Consider the following 18,667-nt stretch of genomic DNA (forward strand, 5'->3'; position numbering starts at 1 on the left):
ATGATAATTCATGAAAAAATTTTAAAAAAATATCTTTCTCTAAATGATTACAGTTTAAATGAATTACAATTTTTAATCAATAATCATATTACTGAAATAGATAAATGCGAAATATTAGAATCTAATGATTTTTTGATTATAGGAAAAATTATTGAATTTAAAAAAGTTCCTAATTCGGAAAAACTTCATTTCGTAACTGTAGATATTAAAGATCATCATTTAACAATTATTTGTGGAGCTTCAAATCTTGCAAAAGATAAAAAAGTAGTAGTCGCTTTAATTGGAGCTTATTTAAAATCAATAAAACTTCACATTAAAGAAAAAGATATTTTCGGATACAAATCTCGTGGAATGATTTGTTCTGCTCAAGAATTAGGATTAGATTCTAATATTTTAAACGAAGAAGAAAAAAAAGGAATTTTAATTTTAGAAAATGATGCTCCTATTGGAGAAAATGCTTTAGAATATTTAAATCTAAAAGGATTTTTATTAAAATTAAATATTACTCCGGACAGAGGCGATCTTTTATCTTATATAGGCTTTGCTGAAGATTTAAAAAGTTTAAACAGTATTAATCGATTGGATTATCCTATTTATTTAACAAAAAAAATAAAAAAAGAAGAAAATCCTTTTCAAATACAAATTATAAATAAAAATTGTTGGGAATATAATCTACTTTATATTAAAAATATAAAAGTTAAAAAATCTCCTTTATGGTTAAGAATTCTTTTATTAAATCATAATATAATTCCTATCAATAATATTGTGGATATTACAAATTTAGTTTTATTAGAGTATGGTATTCCTTTAGATGTTTTTGATGTTTCTAATTTCAAAGAAAAAAAAATAGAAATAAGAAATGCTTCGGAAAAGGAATTTATTCAAATCGATTCAGAAAAAAAAATTTTTTTAAGCGAAGAAGATGTAGTTGTAGCTAGTGGTCAAAATATTTTATCTATTCTAGGAATTGTCAATTCTTATTCAAATAATATTAATAAAAATACCAATGAAATTATTATAACTACATCTTATTTAACCCCTTCTTATATTTTGAAAAATTCTAAAAAAATAAATTTAGAAAATGAAAAAAAAATACGTTGGACAAGAGGAATCGATTCATCTTTGGTAAAAGAAGCTTTAAATAGATTTGATTTTCTTTTAAAACCATTAAATGAAGAATATCAAATTTCAAATATTTTATCCCAAAAAATTAAAAACAATAAAAAACCAGAAATTTTATTATCTTTAAAATTTGTCGAAGAAAAAATAGGTTCTGTTTTTTCTTCTGAAGAGATAGAAAATTGCTTAAAAAAATTAGATTATGAAGTAGAAATACTTAAAAATGATATTTTTAAATTAAAACCTCCTTTTAGAAGACATGATGTTGTCATTCCTGAAGATGTTTGTTCTGATATAATTAGAATATACGGAATTAATAAATTAAAATTACCATCATTAAAAAAAAATAAAATTTCTTTAAGAAATAATAAACAAGAAAAATTATATAAATTAAAAGATTTATTGACCAATTTAGGTTTGTACGAAATAATTACTTATAGTTTAGTAAATTTAAAAATTTTAAAATTATTTTCTTATCAACAAGATTATATACAAGTTGCAAAACCTATTTCTCATGAAAACACTATTTTAAGACAACATTTGAGCGGTAGTATGATCGAAGTTTTAAGTTATAATCAGAAACATAATAATTATGATAATCTTTTTTTTGAAATAGCAAAGGTTTATAATAATCAAGAAGAAAAATTACATTTATCAATAGGTTTGAGTGGTGATTTAAATTCTTTAGGTTGGATTAAACCTAATATAGTAAGTTCTTTTTTTGTTTTAAAAGGTATTTTAGATAAAATAAGTTTATTATTAGGAATTAAATTTGATTTACAACAAACCAATTTACATTCAAGTTTCCACCCTGGTAAACAAGCTAATATTTTATATAAAAATAAAAAAATCGGTTTTATAGGAGAAATACACCCTTCTGTACAAAAATTATATAATTTAAAAGAAAGTTTTCTTTTAGAAATTGTTCTAGAAAATGATTTTTTAGAAAATTCCAAAAATATTGTTTTTAATGAAATAAGTAAAATGCCTTCTATTATTAGAGATTTGAGTTTTTTTATTTCTAAAAAATATTCTTTTGAAGAAATTTTTAAAACTTTAAAACAAGAAATATCAGATATTTTAATTAAATGTGAATTATTAGATCTTTATGAAGATCACAAATTAAATGTTGAAGAATATTCTTTGTCTTTTCGTTTCACTTTTAATGATAAAAATAAAAGTTTGTCTAAAGGAGTTGTTAATGAAATTATGAAAAAAATAGAATATAGAATGCAAGAAATTTATGGAATTAAATTAAGATAATGAAGAAATATATTAATATGGAGTTGTATTTATTTGAGTAAAGGTATTGTAATTGAATTCTTAATAAAAGAATATGTACTTATAGATTTAGAAACAAAAAAACAAATTAATGCTAAAGTAAGAGGGAAAATAAAATATTATAATTTTAAAAAAGAAACAAATAATGATTTAGAATATTCTAAAATCAAAATTGGTGATTTAGTTTTATATGAGGAGAAAGATAATGAATTTTTTATTTATATTATTCTTCCTCGTTCGAATTCATTAAATAGACCTAATATAAGTAATATCACTCAAGTTTTTTTAGTTTTTTCTTTAGTAGAACCTAAATTTCATTTTAAATTATTAGATAAATTTTTGTTAATTTTAAAAAAATTTAAATTAAAAATTATTTTAATTTTTACTAAAATAGATTTAATTTCTGAATCTGAATTAATTTTATTCCGAGAGAAAATATCTTATTATAAAAATTTTTTTCCTATTTATTATATAGATAGTAAAAATAGATTTGGTTTACATCCTTTATATAATCTTTTCACTAATGAAATAACTATTTTAGCAGGTCAAACAGGTGTAGGAAAATCTACTTTAATTAATGTTTTAACTTCTCTTAATCTTAAAACTCAAGAAATTTCGAAATATTTAAATAGAGGAAAACATACTACCAAAAACTCTAAATTGTTTTTTTTTCATGAAGGTTATATTGCTGATACTCCAGGATTTTCAAAATTAGATTTATTAAATTTTCAAATCGAAGAAGTTAAAAATTTTTATGATGATTTTTTAATTTTTGCTGATCAATGTTTTTTTAATTATAGTTGTTTACATATTAATGAAAAAAAATGTAAAGTTAAAGAAGCTTGTAAAGAAGGTTTAGTTTCTACTATTCGTTATAATAATTATTTATCTTTTATAAAAGAAATAAGCGAAAAGAAAAAAATTAAAAATTAATTTTTTATTTATCATTATATATATTCTAAAAATTATCATTAATAGGTTCGAGTATGAATTTAGAACAAATAAATCAAAAAAAAAAAAAAATTCGGAATTTTTCTATCATTGCACATATAGATCATGGTAAATCTACTTTAGCTGATAGAATTTTAGAAATTACGAATACAATTCAAAAAAGAAATATGAAATCTCAAATTTTAGATTCTATGGATTTAGAAAGAGAAAAAGGGATTACTATTAAATTAAATACAGCAGAAATTCATTATAAAAATAAAAATAATGAAGAATATATTATGAATTTAATTGATACACCTGGACATATTGATTTTAATTATGAAGTATCACGCTCTTTAGCTGCTTGTGAAGGAGTTCTTTTGGTAATTGACGCTACGCAAGGGATACAAGCTCAAACTTTGACAAATGTTTATTTAGCTTTAGAAAATAATTTAACAATTATTCCTGTTTTAAATAAAGTTGATTTACCAGCAGCAGATATTGAAAAAACAAAAAAAGAAATTAAAGAAAAATTAAATTTAGATACTGATAAAATGGTTATTGCAAGTGGTAAAACAGGTGCAGGTGTTCCAGAAATTTTAGATAATATTGTGAAATATATTCCGTACCCTAAAGGAGATGCTCGAAAACCATTACAAGCTTTAATTTTTGATTCTATTTTTAACTCTTATAAAGGAGTAATTCCTTCTATTCGTGTTGTTAATGGAATTATTAAAAAAGGAGATAAAATTCGTTTTATTTCGAGTCAAGCTTATTACGAAGTAATGGAAGTAGGTGTTTTTCGCCCACAACCAATCCAAAAAGATTTTTTAGCAGCAGGAGATGTTGGTTATTTAACTGCTTTTATAAAAAATATTGACGATGTTCGTGTAGGAGATACAATTACTTTAATTCATGATCATCAAGTACCTGCTTTGCCTGGTTATTGTCGCATTAATCCAGTTGTTTTTTGCGGTCTATTTCCTGTAGATTTAAAAAAATTTGGACATTTAACAGAAGCTTTACAAAAATTAAAATTAAATGACTCTTCTTTAAGCTACGAAAAAGAAAGTTCAAAGATGTTAGGTGTCGGTTTTAGAATTGGTTTTTTAGGACTTTTACACATGGAAATTACTCAAGAAAGAATTGTTAGAGAATTCGGAATTGAAGTTATTATTACAGCTCCATCTGTAGTTTTACATATTTATCAAGCCAATAATAAAAAAATTATTGTTGATAATTTAGCTAAATGGCCTTATAATCAATCTATCGAACGTATCGAAGAACCTTATATCAAAGCTTTTTTAACTTGTCCTGAAATGTATATCGGAACAGTAATGGAAATTTCTCAAAATAAAAGAGGAAAATTACAAGATATTCAATACTTAGATCATGATAGAGTAATTTTGAAATATTTATTACCTCTTTCTGAGGCTATTTATAATTATTTTGATAAACTAAAGTCTTCTACTCAAGGTTATGCCTCTTTTGATTATCAATTAGATGAATATTATCCTAGTAAATTAAAAAAAGTAGATATTTTATTAAATTCAGAGATAGTTGATTCTTTATCTTTTATTAGTCATGAAAGTTTTGCATATCAAAGATCGAAAAAAATTTGCCAAAAATTAAAAGATTTAATTCCTAAACAAATGTTTGAAATAGTTATTCAGGCCGCTATAGGAAAAAAAGTAATAACAAGAGAAACTATTAAATCTATGCGTAAGAATGTTATTGATAAATGTTACGGCGGAGATGTGACTCGAAAAAAAAAATTATTAGCTAAACAAAAAAAAGGTAAGAAAAAAATGAAATCATTAGGAAAAGTAATGTTACCTCAAAAAGCTTTTTTAGCTATTTTATCTAGCGATAACAAATAAATTATTTAAAATATTTAGTTTGTTTGTAAAGAAAGGACGAAATGACAAACTTAATAGAATTAAAAAATATCACAAAAGTAATCAATAATCAAATTATTTTAAATGATATTAATTTAGAAATTAAAGAAAATGAATTTGTAACTTTATTAGGCCCTTCAGGTTGTGGAAAAACCACTATTTTAAAAATTATTGGTGGTTTCGAAGATATGAGTAATGGAGATATTTTATTTAATAACGAAAGTATTATAAATGTTGCTCCTCATAAAAGATTAATTAATACAGTTTTTCAAAAATATGCTTTATTTCCGCATTTGAATGTTTTTGAAAATATTGCTTTTGGGTTAAGAATTAAAAATTTAAACGAAAAATATGAACAAAAAATAAAAAATTTAAAAAAAGAAAAAAAAGAACAAATAAAAAAAATAAAACAAGAATATAAAATTAAAATTGAACAAACAAATTCTAATATTTCTAAAAAAAAGAAAAAATCTTTTTTTTCTTTTTTTGGGTTCTTTTGTAAAAAATCAAATCCTTCATTTGAAAAATTTAAAAAAGATTTTAAAATAAAAAAAAAAATTATAGAAAAAAATTTTTATAAAGAATTTTTTAAATTAAAAACCAAACTTTTATCACCAAAACAAAAAGAATTATTTATAAAAGAAAAAGTTTTACATTATTTAAAATTAGTAGGTTTAACAGGATTAGAAAATAGAGATATCAGTCAATTATCGGGAGGTCAACAACAAAGAGTGGCTATAGCTCGAGCTTTAATTAATAAACCTAAAGTTTTATTATTGGATGAACCCTTGGCAGCATTAGATTTAAAATTAAGACAAGAAATGCAATATGAATTAAAAGAAATACAAAGAAATTCAGGAATTACTTTTATTTTTGTCACTCATAACCAAGAAGAAGCTTTAACTATGAGTGATAAAATAGTTATTATTAACCAAGGAGAAATTCAACAAATAGGAACACCACAAGATATTTATAATGAACCTTCAAATAAATTTATAGCGCAATTTATAGGCGAATCTAATTTAATTTCAGGGATTATGAAAGAAGATTTTTTGGTTTTTTTTGATGATAAAGATTTAAAATGTGTAGATTCAGGTTTTATAAAAAATCAAAAAGTAGATATTGTTATTCGTCCTGAAGATATTGATATTTTTGCGCCAGAAAAAGGATTATTTGATGGAGTTGTTAATTATATTTCATTCAAAGGAGTCTATTGGGAAGTAAATATAAAAACTAAATATCGTAATTATATTGTACATACAACTGATTTTGTTGAAGTAAATAGTCAAATAAGTATTTTTTTTAATCCGGAAGACTTACATATTATGGAGGTATTGTAATTAAAATGCTTTCTCGAATCCAAAATAAAAAAGAAAATAAATTTTATAAATTTTTATATTTACCTTATTTTATCATTCTTATTTTATTTATTTTAATTCCTATTTTTATTATTTTTTTATATTCTATTCAAGAAAGCAATAAAAATAGCCTTTTTAACATTTCTTTTACTTTGAAATATTATAAAGATTTTTATACTACAAAAGTTTTTATTTATGTTTTATTTCGGTCTATATTAATAGCAATTATATCGACTTTTTTTATACTTCTAATAACTTATTCTCTCGCTTATATAATTTCTAAATATAGTACACCAATACAATCTATCTTAATTTTATTAATTAATGGTACAATATGGATTAATATGATTTTAAAAATTCAATCTTTGATGCAAATTTTTTTTTTAATAAGAAAAATTTTAGGTATAAATTTATTAGAAACTAATTCAGCAATGTTAATTGGATTTGTTTATTTATTCCTTCCTTATATGTTTTTGCCTATTTTTCTTAGTATTTCTAAAATAGATCATAATTTAATTAATTCTGCTAAAGATTTAGGAGCAAATGAAGTGCAAATTTTTAAAAAAATTATTTTTCCTTTATCTCTTCCAGGATTAACTACAGGAGTTATTTTAGTTTCTTTACAAATTGCAACTAATCTTGTAGTTCCTAAATATTTAGGTCCTACAACTATTACTGTTATTAGCGAATTAATTGAAAATAAAATTTTTTTAATTGGTGATATTAAAAGCGCTTGCGCTATTGCTATTAATTTAACATTTTTAATGCTTTATATTTTAACTTTTTATAAACAAAATCAATTTGAAAAAAAAAATAAATCTAATGTTTAAAATAAATAAAAAAAAATTATCTTTTATATATTTATTTTTAATTCTTCTTTTTATTTATTTACCTATAATTTCTTTAATTATTTTTTCTTTTAATGAAAACGAAGGAAGAATTTCTTCCTTAGTTCATTTTAATAAATTCGGTTTTAAATGGTACCAAAAAATTTTAGAAGATTCAACTATTAAATCTTCTATATTTATTACTTTTAAAATTGCTATTTTATCAACTATAATTTCTACGATTTTAGGAACTTTAGCGGCTATTTCTTTAATGAATTATAAAAAAAAATGGCGCCAACTTATATTAAATGTTAATCAATTTTCGATTATTATACCTGAAATTATTACCGCTTTATCTTTATTTGTTTTATTTAGTTTTATTGGTTTAAAAAGTAGTTTTTGGAGAATGTTATTAGCTCATATTTCTTTTAGTATTCCTTATGTTTTAATTTCTGTATATACTAAATGTTGCGTTTTAGAATTAGATTTAATTGAAGCTGCTTATGATTTAGGAGCGACCTCTTTTCATATTCTTATTAAAATAATTTTACCTCAATTAAAAGATGTTATGTTAGCTAGTGCTGGTATTGCATTCGCATTATCTTTTGATGATTTTATTATTTCTTATTTTGCTGGCGGTTCCGATTATCAAAATATATCTGCTTATATTTATAGTTTAAAAGGAACGATTAATCCTACTATTAATGCTTTATCTTCTGTTTTAATTTTAGTTGTTTTATTTAAAATAACAATTGAATTAATAAAAATTAGGAAAAGATCATAATCATAAATGAAAAAAAAAATATTTTCTATTATCATTGTTGTTTCTATTTTATTTTTATTTTATTATTTCAAAATCAAAAATAAAAATCCAGATAATAAAAAGGTTATCTTATTATTCAATTGGGGAGAATATATTGAACCTAGTATTATAAAAAAATATAATGAAAAATCAGATAAATTTATTATAAAACAAAGTTTTTTTTCATCTAATGAATTAGCAGTTAACAAAATTAAAGCTGGTAATCAATATGATATCGCCATTTTAAGCGAATACGCTATCGAACAATTAAAAGATAATCATTTAGAAAAAATTGATACTAAATTTTTAAATTTACCGAAAATAAATAAAAATTTCCTAACTTTGCAAGAAAAAATAGATAAAGAAATATTTGATTTTACTATTCCATATTTTTATGGAAATTTAGGGCTTTTATATAGAAAAGATAAATTTTATAAAGAAGATAAAGAAAATAAAGAAAAATTATCATCATCTAAATGGAAAGATTTAATAATGGATTCTAAATATAAAATTGCTTTATACAATAATGCTTTTGAAGGAATATTTATAGGATTAAAAGCTATCAATAAAGATATTAGTTTAAATTTAGAACAAGATATTCAAGAAGCTAAAAAATGGTTAATAGACTTAAAAATAAAAAATATCAATTTATCTTTTATCACTGATCAATTATTAGATAGAATGAAAATAGAACAAAATGAATATTATGATATTGCTGTAGCTTATTCAGGTGACGCAAGATATTTAATGAAACAAAATCAAAATTTAGAATATTATCCTTTTACTGATGAAGGAACTAATATTTGGTTTGATGGATTAGTTTTACCTAAAGAAAGTCAAAAAGAAGGAGCTTACGATTTTATTAATTTTTTATTAAAAGACGAAAATAGAAAAAAAAATAATAATTTTATTAATTACGATTCTCCTTATGATGAACAAAATGATGAACAAATAAAAAAGAATAATCCGTTAGAATTAAAAATAATTGAAAAAGATAAGATATATAAATACAATAAAACATATAAAAAACAAATTAGTGATGCTTGGAATGAAATTTATTCTTATCCTGATCCTAAAGATAAATATTTAATAATTTTAGGTTTAATTATTTTATTTTTATTTTTATTAATATATATTTTTATAAATATATAATTATCTTATTTTATGATTTTATATATTTTTTTATTTAAAATTTTTTTATATAAAAATTAAAATTATTTTTTTATTTAAAAAAAGAATAGAATAAATCTTCTGTTCTTTTTTAAATAAATTACATAAAATAATATAAATTTAAAATTTATTGATTAAGTAAAAAAAATTTTAATTTTTCATTGTTATTTTTTTGATGCAATTTTATCGCACTGCACCAATTTACCACACATTTTTTTAGGGTTAAAAAATTAACAATTAAAATCTTATTTAAGTATTTATTTACTCATCTTTTCAAATCAAAAAAACATTAAAAAAAGTTGCAGGATTTGTTTTAATGATGAGGTGCGGTTTTTTATTGGTTTTTTGAGTTCAAAAGATGAATTTTATTTTTTATCTTTACACTATATAGTTAGGTAAAAAAAGTGAAAAACTCGTCAAGGAAATGAAATTATAATTATTTTTTTACGTAATTATCTTATTTGTGGGGTTTTGTTGAAAAAAAATGTTTAGATGGTAAAATGTAAGGAATGAAAGGTGGTTGTCTTGATGAGAAATAAAAACAAAAAAAGAGAAATTGAATTATTACAAATTGTTATTGATTATAGCGAACCTAATTTAGAAAATATTATTTTCCCCTTGGTTAAATTTTACCAAAAATACTTTTTTATTTATAAAATTTTAAAATTATTAAAAATAAATCGTAATACTTATTATTTTTAGTGAAGAAATAAAAAACAAAAAGAAAAAACTAAAATCAGTAATGCTTTGATTATTAAAAGAATTGGTAGTTTATGTCAAAAAAATTATTTTGCATTTGGTTATCGGAAAATTACTGTTCTTTATCAAAGAATTTTTAAAACCAATATTAATCATAAATTAGTTTTAAAAATTATGAAAAAAAATAAATGGTTAATGAAATGGAGACAACCTAATTCAAAAAATAAATTTTATGAGGAATTTTCACAAAAACAACTTAATTTGATTAAAAATGATTTTAAAACTAATAAACCATTAACTAAATTATACACTGATTTAACTTTTTTTACAAATATTAAAGGTCATTTGTGGGTTTCAACAATTATTGATGGGTACAATAATCAATTTTTGTCATCGGTTATTGGTAAAAATCCTAATTTAGAATTGGTTAAAAAAACTTTTAAAAAAATACCTAAATTAAAAGAGCCTTGTATTATTCACTCTGATCAAGGAACAGTTTATCAAAGTATTAAATTTCAATCTTATTTAAATAATAGAGGGTTTTTGGTTAGTATGTCGCGCAAAGCTACACCCAATGATAACGCAGTAATTGAATCTTATTATGGTAATTTGAAGGGTTTTATGAAAACTCAAACGCCACGGTTATTTTAGATTCTTTTGATATGATTAATAAAAAAATTAGGAAATTTATTTCTTTTTATAATAAAAATTGGCTTTTTGCTAAATTAGGTTATCAGTCTCCTTTGGGGTATTTGAAATCATTATCTAATTAATGTTATTTATTTTATTTTTTTATCTTTTATATTTATTAGTTTTGTTAGCGCTTCAGCGCGTTAATCTTTTTGTTTAATATATATAATACCAATATTTGGTAAGGCAATTAATTTAAAAAATTAAAATTTATTTAATAATTAAAATAAATTAAAAAAATAAAATTACCTAAAAGAGGTTTTTATGATATCGATAAATAATAATGATATGAAAAATTATAATGCGATAATATCAAATATCGAGTATCATTATTATTATCGATATAAAATATCAAATATCACTCCTTAAATAAGCTTTTTGTTAAAAAGGATTATGAAAAGTAACATGGTAACAAAGTGGTAATAAGATGGTAATAAATTGGTAATAAAAAGGTAACTTAATGGTAATAAAATGGTAATTTTATAAATTATTTATTTGTTTTTAATTCTTTTTTATTTAAATTTGATAAATAACCAGAACTTAACTTTTTCACCCGATAACCTTGTTTATCTTTTGTTAAAAAAGATTGAATGTATTTTAAATCTTCTTTTCGATAATAAATAATATTTAACCCTTTCTTATAGTTAGTTTTCATGGGTTTATGATATTTATCTAGCTTTTGAGCATCTAATTGATATAATTGTAAAGTTTCTAATTTATTGACATCAAATTTTCCCAATTAATTCTTTAACTTGATTTTTAGTTTCATTTTGATAATTGATTTGAAAAAGAGGATAGAGGTTTTTAAGGGGGTTATTTTGGCTTTTAAGAGGGGTTAAATCCGAAAGTAATAGTTTTATATATATTACTAGAAGAGAAATTATCATTAATTAAGGTGATTTTCGTTTGTTTAATTTCTTCTAAGATTTGAGGATCGACGACGAAGAGAGTTTGGTTTTTGGGGCGGTAATTATCTTCTTGGTAGGTATTTTTCTTTTTAGAATGAGCAATAATAGTGAGATTAATTAAATCTTCTTTTAATATTTTTAAAAAGTTTTTAATTTGAGTTAAATCATTAGGGGTGGTTTTCGTGTTCCAACCCCTGATTCTAATTTCTTGACTAGTTTCATTCATATTTTTTCTCCTTTTAGGTTGTTTTTTGTTATAAAAATAAAACCCCTAAAGTTACGGAAAATCAAATCGCAAAATTTAGGGGTATATGAGCGTTTGCAGGGGTATGTTAATGTTATTTTATACATGTAGGTTTAATATATTAGTTAAAAAAGCAATAATTTAATTAATTATTTCTATTTTGTCTTGGCCGAAAAAATGAACGGCTAAATCGACGATGATTTTCTTTTGGGCTTCTTCATAACTGATGTATGGATCTAAAAAACATTTTTGGTAAGCTTCTTTTCCGTATTGACGTAATAAATCATCGAAATCTTTACAAGTTTGGTCGTAAGGGGGTAAAATGCTTCTGATTTTATAAGGAATTTGTTTTAAGGTTAGTTGTTCTCCTAAGGCTTAGCTTCGTTTTCGCCCTGTTTCGTCGTTATCTAAGGTGATAATCACCTTAATTTTTTCTTTTGAGATAATTTCTAATTGAGATTGGGAAAGTAATTGAGTAACACAAATGAGACCGACCACGTTTTTAATACTATTTTGCCAACAACTAATGACATCAAAAAAACCTTCATGAATAATGATTATTTTCTTTTTTTTAATATACGGTAAAGCTTCAAAAAAACAATAACTAAAATGAAAGGTTGGGGTTTGACTAAAATTAGTTAAGGCTTGGTATTTGGGTCGAAAGTAAGAAACTTCGCGAAAATGATTTTGATAAAAATGAAAAGTTTGATGATAACCATTTTCAATGGGGATAATAATAGAACCATGGAAAATATCATGAAAATATTTTTTTCCTTGTTGATTATTTTTTTCTTTAATAAAACCATATTCTAATAATTGATCGATATTAATATTTTTCTTTTGACAGTAATTTATGAGACGAAAGGATAAAGGTTTATCAGATAAGGGGGTGTAAACCAAGTTTAAATTCTTTAATGGTTTCTAAAGCGAGTTTTCTTTTTTGAGTTAAATAAGTTAATCCTGGTTGACTTTCGTTATTTCGGTTAGAAGTCAATAAATAATAATAATAATCTCTAATTTGATTAAATAAGGGTGAGATTTTTTTAAATAATTGTTTCTTTTTGATATTAATTTCCTTTTCGTCAATTGATTGTTTTGATTTAATAGGTTGATATGGCTGTTGAAAAGGGTTAGTAGTTGTTTTCGTTGTTTCTTTTTCTTGTTGACTTAAGGTTTTAAATTCGAAAGAATTCATAAATCCTTCTATTTTTTGAATTGTTTCATGAAAGGATTTAATTCGACGGATAGCTATATAAACATCAATAATATCATAATCGCGAACACATTTCCAACAATGAATTTTATTAGTAGAAGCGAAATGACAACAAGTGGGGGGTTCTTTCCTTGATGAAGGGGGCAAGGAAAACGATGGTTGATATTAAAATTAACTGGTAATATATTTAATTTTTTTAATAAAACTGATATGGGGAAATGAGTTTGGATGTGTTTTATTTTTTCTTGATAATTCATTGAGTTTTCTCCTTAATAACTTTCTAATGGATAAGGTAAAATATAACCGATTTCTTGGAAGGTTTGAGTGGTCATTTCAAAGTGATAAACTAAGTTTTTTTTGGTACCATTTCGATTCTTTTTAATAGATAATTCAATAATTTTTTGAGATTCGTTATTTTTTGATGCTAAATATAATTGATTACAATTTTGATTATAGATATTTAATGGTTTTTCTTTATCTTTAGATATTTTGGGTTGGAATTCAGACATCATTAAGACGATATCTGAGTTAGTTTCAATTCCACCACTTCTTTTTAAAGCGATGATTTCAGGGGATTTACCTTGGTAATGGCTATATGTATCTCTTGAAAATTGTGAGAGAATGATGATGACAATATTTAATTCTATGGCTAATTGTTTTAATTTAGTCATAATTTCGTCAATGGCTAGACGGTCATTTTCTAAGTGGTTTGTGGTTTTGGTAATTTGGAGATGATCAATAACGATAATTTCTGCTTGTTTTTCTAAATGAAGGCGATAAACTAAATCAATTACATAATCAATGTTTTTGCCTTGATCATAACTAAATGATAAGTTAAGTTGGGAAAAAAATTGTTGAGCGTCATTCATCCTTTCCATGTAGGTATGTGTGGTGATGTTTGAGTCTTCCAAATTTTTATCTAAAATAACATCTAAGGGAATTTGAGTTTGGCGGGCTAATAAACGACTTAAATTTTCTTCTAAGGTCATTTCATAAGAAAAAACTAAGAGATGAGGATGATGGTGAATTTCTTGGTGTTTGGTTTTGGCGATATCTAAAAGAAGATTGTAGACAAAAGTGGTTTTTTCTAAACCAGTGTAGCCACTAATAGTGATGATTTGACCTTTTTTAAAACCTTTCGTGTCTTGATTTAATCCTTTGAAAGTTTCTGATAGGCGGTAATATTTTTTTTGGATTTTTTGTTTGGATTGCTGATCGATTTCGAAAAATTCAGGATGACAAGAGGACATTTGATTTAAAGTTAATAAGGTTTGGTCGGATTTGTGGGGAATAAAAGCCATAAATTTTCTTAATTTATCAAAGATTTCTTGGTAATAGAAATGTTGATGATAAGGATCTTTATTTTAAAAAGAAGGACTAATGATTTTTAAGAGTTGTTGGAACAGTTTTTCTTGGGTATAGGTGTGTTTTAAGTTATCTAAAAAATCAATGTTATTTTCGACATGAACATCATTATTTAAAAAAGATAATGATTCTTTCGTAAAGTTATCTTGGGAAAAATGGGTTTGAAGATAAGTGAGTAATTCTTGGATTATCTCAGTTTGAGGTTTAATTTTATCAAAGGGATGTGTTGTTTGTTTTTCTAAAAATAAATATTTTAAGGTGTTAAAGATTTTGGTATTTGTGGGGTTAATTAGGGTTTTGGGGTCGATGATTTGGCAATAAAATGTTTAACTTTTGTCCCACATTGGCCTTGTTCGATATAATTTATTAGTTGTTTTAACGCTTTTTGTTTGTTGGTTAACATTTTATATTAACTCCTTTTTTTATTTTTTAATCATGTTAATATCACTAAAAGTGAGGAGTTGGTGAGTAAGTAAAGTTTTTAAAAAGATATTCCCTTGAGGTGAAAAACAATCGATCACTTGGTTAATTCCTGGAATTTTCCCTTGATTGATTTTCTTGTTTAATTTTTGAGTTTCCACAGTGTTATTAGTTAATAAATAAAATTCAAAACGAGTATCGAGTTTTTTTAATTGTTGGGTTTCGACAATTGTTTGTTTGTATCGGTTCTCGTAGGCATGTTTTGAAGTTGAATGCAATTATGCTTTTGGTTTTAGTGAATAAAATTAAATCTAATTTAATGTCGGGGACGAAGAATAAATAAGCTTGAGGATATAAATAAATGATTCCTTGGTTTTGAAAATAAAATAAAATAAGATATTCATTTATTTTTCCGCGGATTGACTTTTGTCTTTGGGAGTTATAGTTGTTATCAGTTAAATATTGATTGAGTAGATGGTGATGATGACACATATATTCATGAAAATTAAGTAAAAATGATGTTTTATGAAAAAGTTTTTTTAAAATATTAACACATTGAGCGTTAGTGTTAAATTGTTTAATGTGGTAAAAATCTTCGTTAGTTAACTTTTGATTCCTTTCTAAAAAAAAGACCTTGTTTTAAGGTCTTTTCTTCTTAATTTTTTTCTTTTTCCAAGTAACGGTCCCATCAGGTTTCATGGTTTTAATTTTTCCTCTAGTTTTTATTTTTTTATTGTTTAAAATAACTAGTTTAACGTCATTACGGACGAGCGATAGGTTTTAACGTTTTTTTGTTTTTTTTAATTTTTTAATAGCGATGTTTTTAATATTTTCTATTTGTTTTAAAGATAAATTAATTTTTTCAGCAATTTCGGTGTTATTATAACATTTTTGATAATCTTCGTTGATATTCCCTAAAGAAACACCAAAACTTAAATGGATAATTTTAAATTCGTTTTCACTTAATTTAGCTTTCATTTTTTTTAAAAAAATTTCATGATTAACTTGTTTTAAACATAATTGATGAGGGTTTAAATTATTTATTTGATATGGTTCATAAAACTCTTCTTTAAAAGAAAGATTATCAACTTTATGATTTTTTTGTGGAAGAGAAGGAGAATGACTTTTTCTAATCATTTCTGTGATTTCCGATTTGATAGTTGGAGTAGCGTAAGCAATAAAGTCATAACCTAAATCTTCATAATTATTAAGGGCTTTGATTAATCCTAAAATCCCTTCTTGATATAAATCTTCTCTAGTTAAAACTCGAGGATAATATTTAAATTTATAAACTAGTTTTTTTACCAAAGGTAAATGAAGTTCGATTAATTGATTACGAATTTCTAAATTCTTTTTATTTTTTAAAAAATCTTTAAATAATTCTTGTCTTAACATTTAATTCCTTTCTAAAAACGTTTTTAGAAAAGATAAGTGTAATCTATTTTTATTTCTTTTAAAAAACAAAAAAAAGACCAACTTAAAAGTTGATCTTAATTATTATTTTTTTATCTAATTTTTGTGTTGGGTTTGGGGTGCGCATCGCATTTTTGGCGTAGGTTCAAAATTTTCAATTTAATTAATTAAACTAAGTTATTTTTTTATTTCTTAAAATCAACTTTTTTGTTTGAATTTTTATTTTTTTAAAATAGTAAAAACTATTTATTTTTTAATTAAAAAAATTGAAATTTTTTGATTTTTAAAATATTTATTTTTTTTAATTAATAAAAACATTTAATTTTAATATTAAATTAGTTTAATATTCTAATTAAATAACAAAAATATAAATTTTTTTATCAAAAAAAGATTTATTTTTATTAAAAATTTAAATTAAAAATATTGCTTTAATAATCGGAATTTTAATTATTTTCATATTAATTATTTTTTTCTTTTTAATAAATTATAATTAAAAATAAAAATTTTAAGACCTTATTTTAGTTAAATTTTTGTTAATAAAAAAACACTTAAAATAATTATTCAAAAATTTTTACAATCTTTATTTTTTATTAAATTAAAATTAAAGTATAATATTAGTATATTATGATTATTTTACTAATTTGCAATTAAACAAAAGAATAATATTTTATTATATGAAGGTATAAAAAATGTGTTATCAGAAAAACTAAAAATATTACCGTCAGAACCAGGATGTTATCTATTCCGAGATCAAAATAAAAATATAATTTATGTAGGAAAAGCGAAAAATTTAAAAAATAGAATTAAAAGTTATTTTACATGTTCTCACAATAAAAAAACTAATCTTTTAGTATCTGAAACTACAGATATAGATTATATTTTGACAAATAATGAATTAGAAGCACTCATTTTAGAATCAAATTTAATTAAAAAACACACTCCTAAATATAATTTCAAATTAACAAATGATACTAGTTATCCTTATATCGAAATAACAAATGAAAAACATCCTAGACTAATCTTATCTAGATATAAAATAGTTCCTAAAAATAAAAAAATATTTGGACCTTATCCTAGCAACGAAACTGTTAAAGAAACAATAAGCATATTATATCAAATATACCCCTTAAGAAAATGTCATCCTATAAATAAAAAAGCTTGTATTTATTATCATATGAAACAATGTATTGGTCCTTGTAACAACTTTAATGTTAATTATCAAGAAAATATTGAAGCTATAACTAAATTTCTAAAAGGCGATAATAAAGAAATTATCAAAAAAATAAAAAATTACATGAAAGAAACTAGTGAAAAATTAGAATTTGAACAAGCATTAAAATATAAAAAAATTTTATTTCATTTAAAAAAAATAATAGAAAAACAATTTGTTAATAATATAACCAAAAGTAAAAGTTCCGATATTATCGCTAATTATTATGACCAAAATGAAATTTCTATATATATACTAAGATTAAATCAAGGCAATATTTTTGATCATCATCAAATAGTTTTTTCTTATGTAGGACTTGTTGAAAGTAATATTATTACTTATTTAAATTTATATTACCAAGAACAAATGATTCCCGAAGAAATTATTTTAGGAGAAGAATTAAAAAAAGAGAGAAAAAATATTGAAAAATTACTAAAAACAAAAGTTTCTATACCTTTAAAAAAAAAAAAAATTCATTTATATCAATTATCTTTAAAAAATGCTAAAGAAAATCTTATTAAATATAATTTAATCCATAAATCAAAATTTCAACAAATACAAGAATATATTGAACTTTTATCCAAATTTTTCCAAAAAAAAATTAATTATATTGAAGTTTTTGATAATTCACATTTATTTCAAAAATCTTTTGTATCGGCTATGATTGTTTTTAAAAATTTTAAATTTGATAAAAAATGTTATCGTAAATTTAATATAGAAAAAGAATTTCAAGATGAATATCGTTCTTTTGAATATGTTTTGCAAAAACGTTATAAAAAACTTGTAGAAATGAAAGCCCCTTTACCTGATTTGATTTTAATCGATGGTGGAAAAGGACAATTTAATATTTGTTACAAAACTTTAAAAAAAATGAATTTAGATATTACATTAGGAGCATTGAAAAAAAATAATAAACATAAATTAGAAGCTTTAATTACAAAAAAAAGAATTTTTTATTTTGAAAATAAAGATAAATTATTTTGTTTTTTATTACAATTAAGTACCGAAGTTCATCGTTTTACCTTATTATTTCATCAAAAAAAACAACAAAAAGAAATAAAAAAAATTTTATCTTATATCCCGAATTAAATTTAATAAAAATATTAAAAACTATTTAACA

11 protein-coding genes and 4 pseudogenes are annotated in these 18,667 nt (G+C 22.4%); 10 read left to right on the top strand and 5 right to left on the bottom strand.

The annotated features are described in order from the left end of the window. The 9 genes from pheT to RS022_RS01500 all read left to right on the top strand — a co-directional run bounded on the left by pheT (window position 1) and on the right by RS022_RS01500 (window position 10,735). Window positions 1-2,382: a phenylalanine--tRNA ligase subunit beta gene (gene pheT / locus RS022_RS01460; RefSeq protein WP_268850106.1), complete on the top strand. Its 2,382-nt coding sequence runs from the start codon at window positions 1-3 to the stop codon at window positions 2,380-2,382. 33 nt (window positions 2,383-2,415) lie between these two features. Further along, the gene (rsgA, locus tag RS022_RS01465; protein ID WP_268850107.1) at window positions 2,416-3,333 is read left to right on the top strand and encodes a ribosome small subunit-dependent GTPase A; all 918 of its coding nucleotides are present in this window, start codon (window positions 2,416-2,418) and stop codon (window positions 3,331-3,333) included. Between the two features lie 53 nt (window positions 3,334-3,386). After that, window positions 3,387-5,210, top strand: coding sequence for a translation elongation factor 4 (gene lepA / locus RS022_RS01470; protein WP_268850108.1), 1,824 nt, complete (start codon window positions 3,387-3,389; stop codon window positions 5,208-5,210). 41 nt (window positions 5,211-5,251) lie between these two features. Then, the gene (locus RS022_RS01475; RefSeq protein ID WP_268850109.1) at window positions 5,252-6,568 is read left to right on the top strand and encodes an ABC transporter ATP-binding protein; all 1,317 of its coding nucleotides are present in this window, start codon (window positions 5,252-5,254) and stop codon (window positions 6,566-6,568) included. 5 nt (window positions 6,569-6,573) lie between these two features. After that, the gene (locus RS022_RS01480) at window positions 6,574-7,416 is read left to right on the top strand and encodes an ABC transporter permease (RefSeq protein WP_268850110.1); all 843 of its coding nucleotides are present in this window, start codon (window positions 6,574-6,576) and stop codon (window positions 7,414-7,416) included. After that, window positions 7,409-8,197: an ABC transporter permease gene (locus RS022_RS01485; RefSeq protein ID WP_268850111.1), complete on the top strand. Its 789-nt coding sequence runs from the start codon at window positions 7,409-7,411 to the stop codon at window positions 8,195-8,197. The genes RS022_RS01480 and RS022_RS01485 overlap by 8 nt, the downstream gene beginning before the upstream one ends. Window positions 8,198-8,203: 6 nt before the next feature. Continuing rightward, window positions 8,204-9,367 (top strand): extracellular solute-binding protein, encoded by a 1,164-nt coding sequence (locus tag RS022_RS01490; protein WP_268850112.1) that lies wholly within the window; start codon window positions 8,204-8,206, stop codon window positions 9,365-9,367. Between the two features lie 546 nt (window positions 9,368-9,913). Beyond that, complete coding sequence (locus RS022_RS01495) at window positions 9,914-10,087, top strand: hypothetical protein (RefSeq protein ID WP_268850113.1); 174 nt, start codon at window positions 9,914-9,916, stop codon at window positions 10,085-10,087. 45 nt (window positions 10,088-10,132) lie between these two features. Continuing rightward, entirely contained in the window at window positions 10,133-10,735 is a 603-nt protein-coding gene (locus RS022_RS01500) for a DDE-type integrase/transposase/recombinase (protein WP_268850114.1), read from the top strand. Between the two features lie 526 nt (window positions 10,736-11,261). On the opposite strand, the pseudogene RS022_RS04125 reads toward RS022_RS01500, so the two are convergent. The 5 genes and pseudogenes from RS022_RS04125 to RS022_RS01530 form a co-directional block, all read right to left on the bottom strand. Further along, window positions 11,262-11,908: pseudogene (locus tag RS022_RS04125) on the bottom strand (phase variable surface lipoprotein). 159 nt (window positions 11,909-12,067) lie between these two features. Next, window positions 12,068-13,396: pseudogene (locus RS022_RS01515) on the bottom strand (toprim domain-containing protein). Window positions 13,397-13,408: 12 nt separating this feature from the next. After that, a pseudogene (locus RS022_RS01520) lies at window positions 13,409-14,907 on the bottom strand (replicative DNA helicase). A gap of 19 nt (window positions 14,908-14,926) precedes the next feature. Beyond that, window positions 14,927-15,506: pseudogene (locus tag RS022_RS01525) on the bottom strand (hypothetical protein). Window positions 15,507-15,704: 198 nt separating this feature from the next. Next, a complete protein-coding gene (locus tag RS022_RS01530) occupies window positions 15,705-16,319 on the bottom strand; it encodes a sigma-70 family RNA polymerase sigma factor (protein ID WP_268850117.1) in 615 nt (204 codons plus the stop codon). A gap of 709 nt (window positions 16,320-17,028) precedes the next feature. On the opposite strand from RS022_RS01530, the gene uvrC reads away from it, so the two are divergent. Continuing rightward, complete coding sequence (gene uvrC / locus RS022_RS01535) at window positions 17,029-18,636, top strand: excinuclease ABC subunit UvrC (RefSeq protein WP_268850118.1); 1,608 nt, start codon at window positions 17,029-17,031, stop codon at window positions 18,634-18,636. The last annotated feature ends 31 nt before the right edge of the window (window positions 18,637-18,667 follow it).

Origin of the sequence: Candidatus Phytoplasma rubi (assembly GCF_026821955.1) — a bacterium.
Lineage (GTDB): Bacteria > Bacillota_I > Bacilli_A > Acholeplasmatales > Acholeplasmataceae > Phytoplasma > Phytoplasma vitis.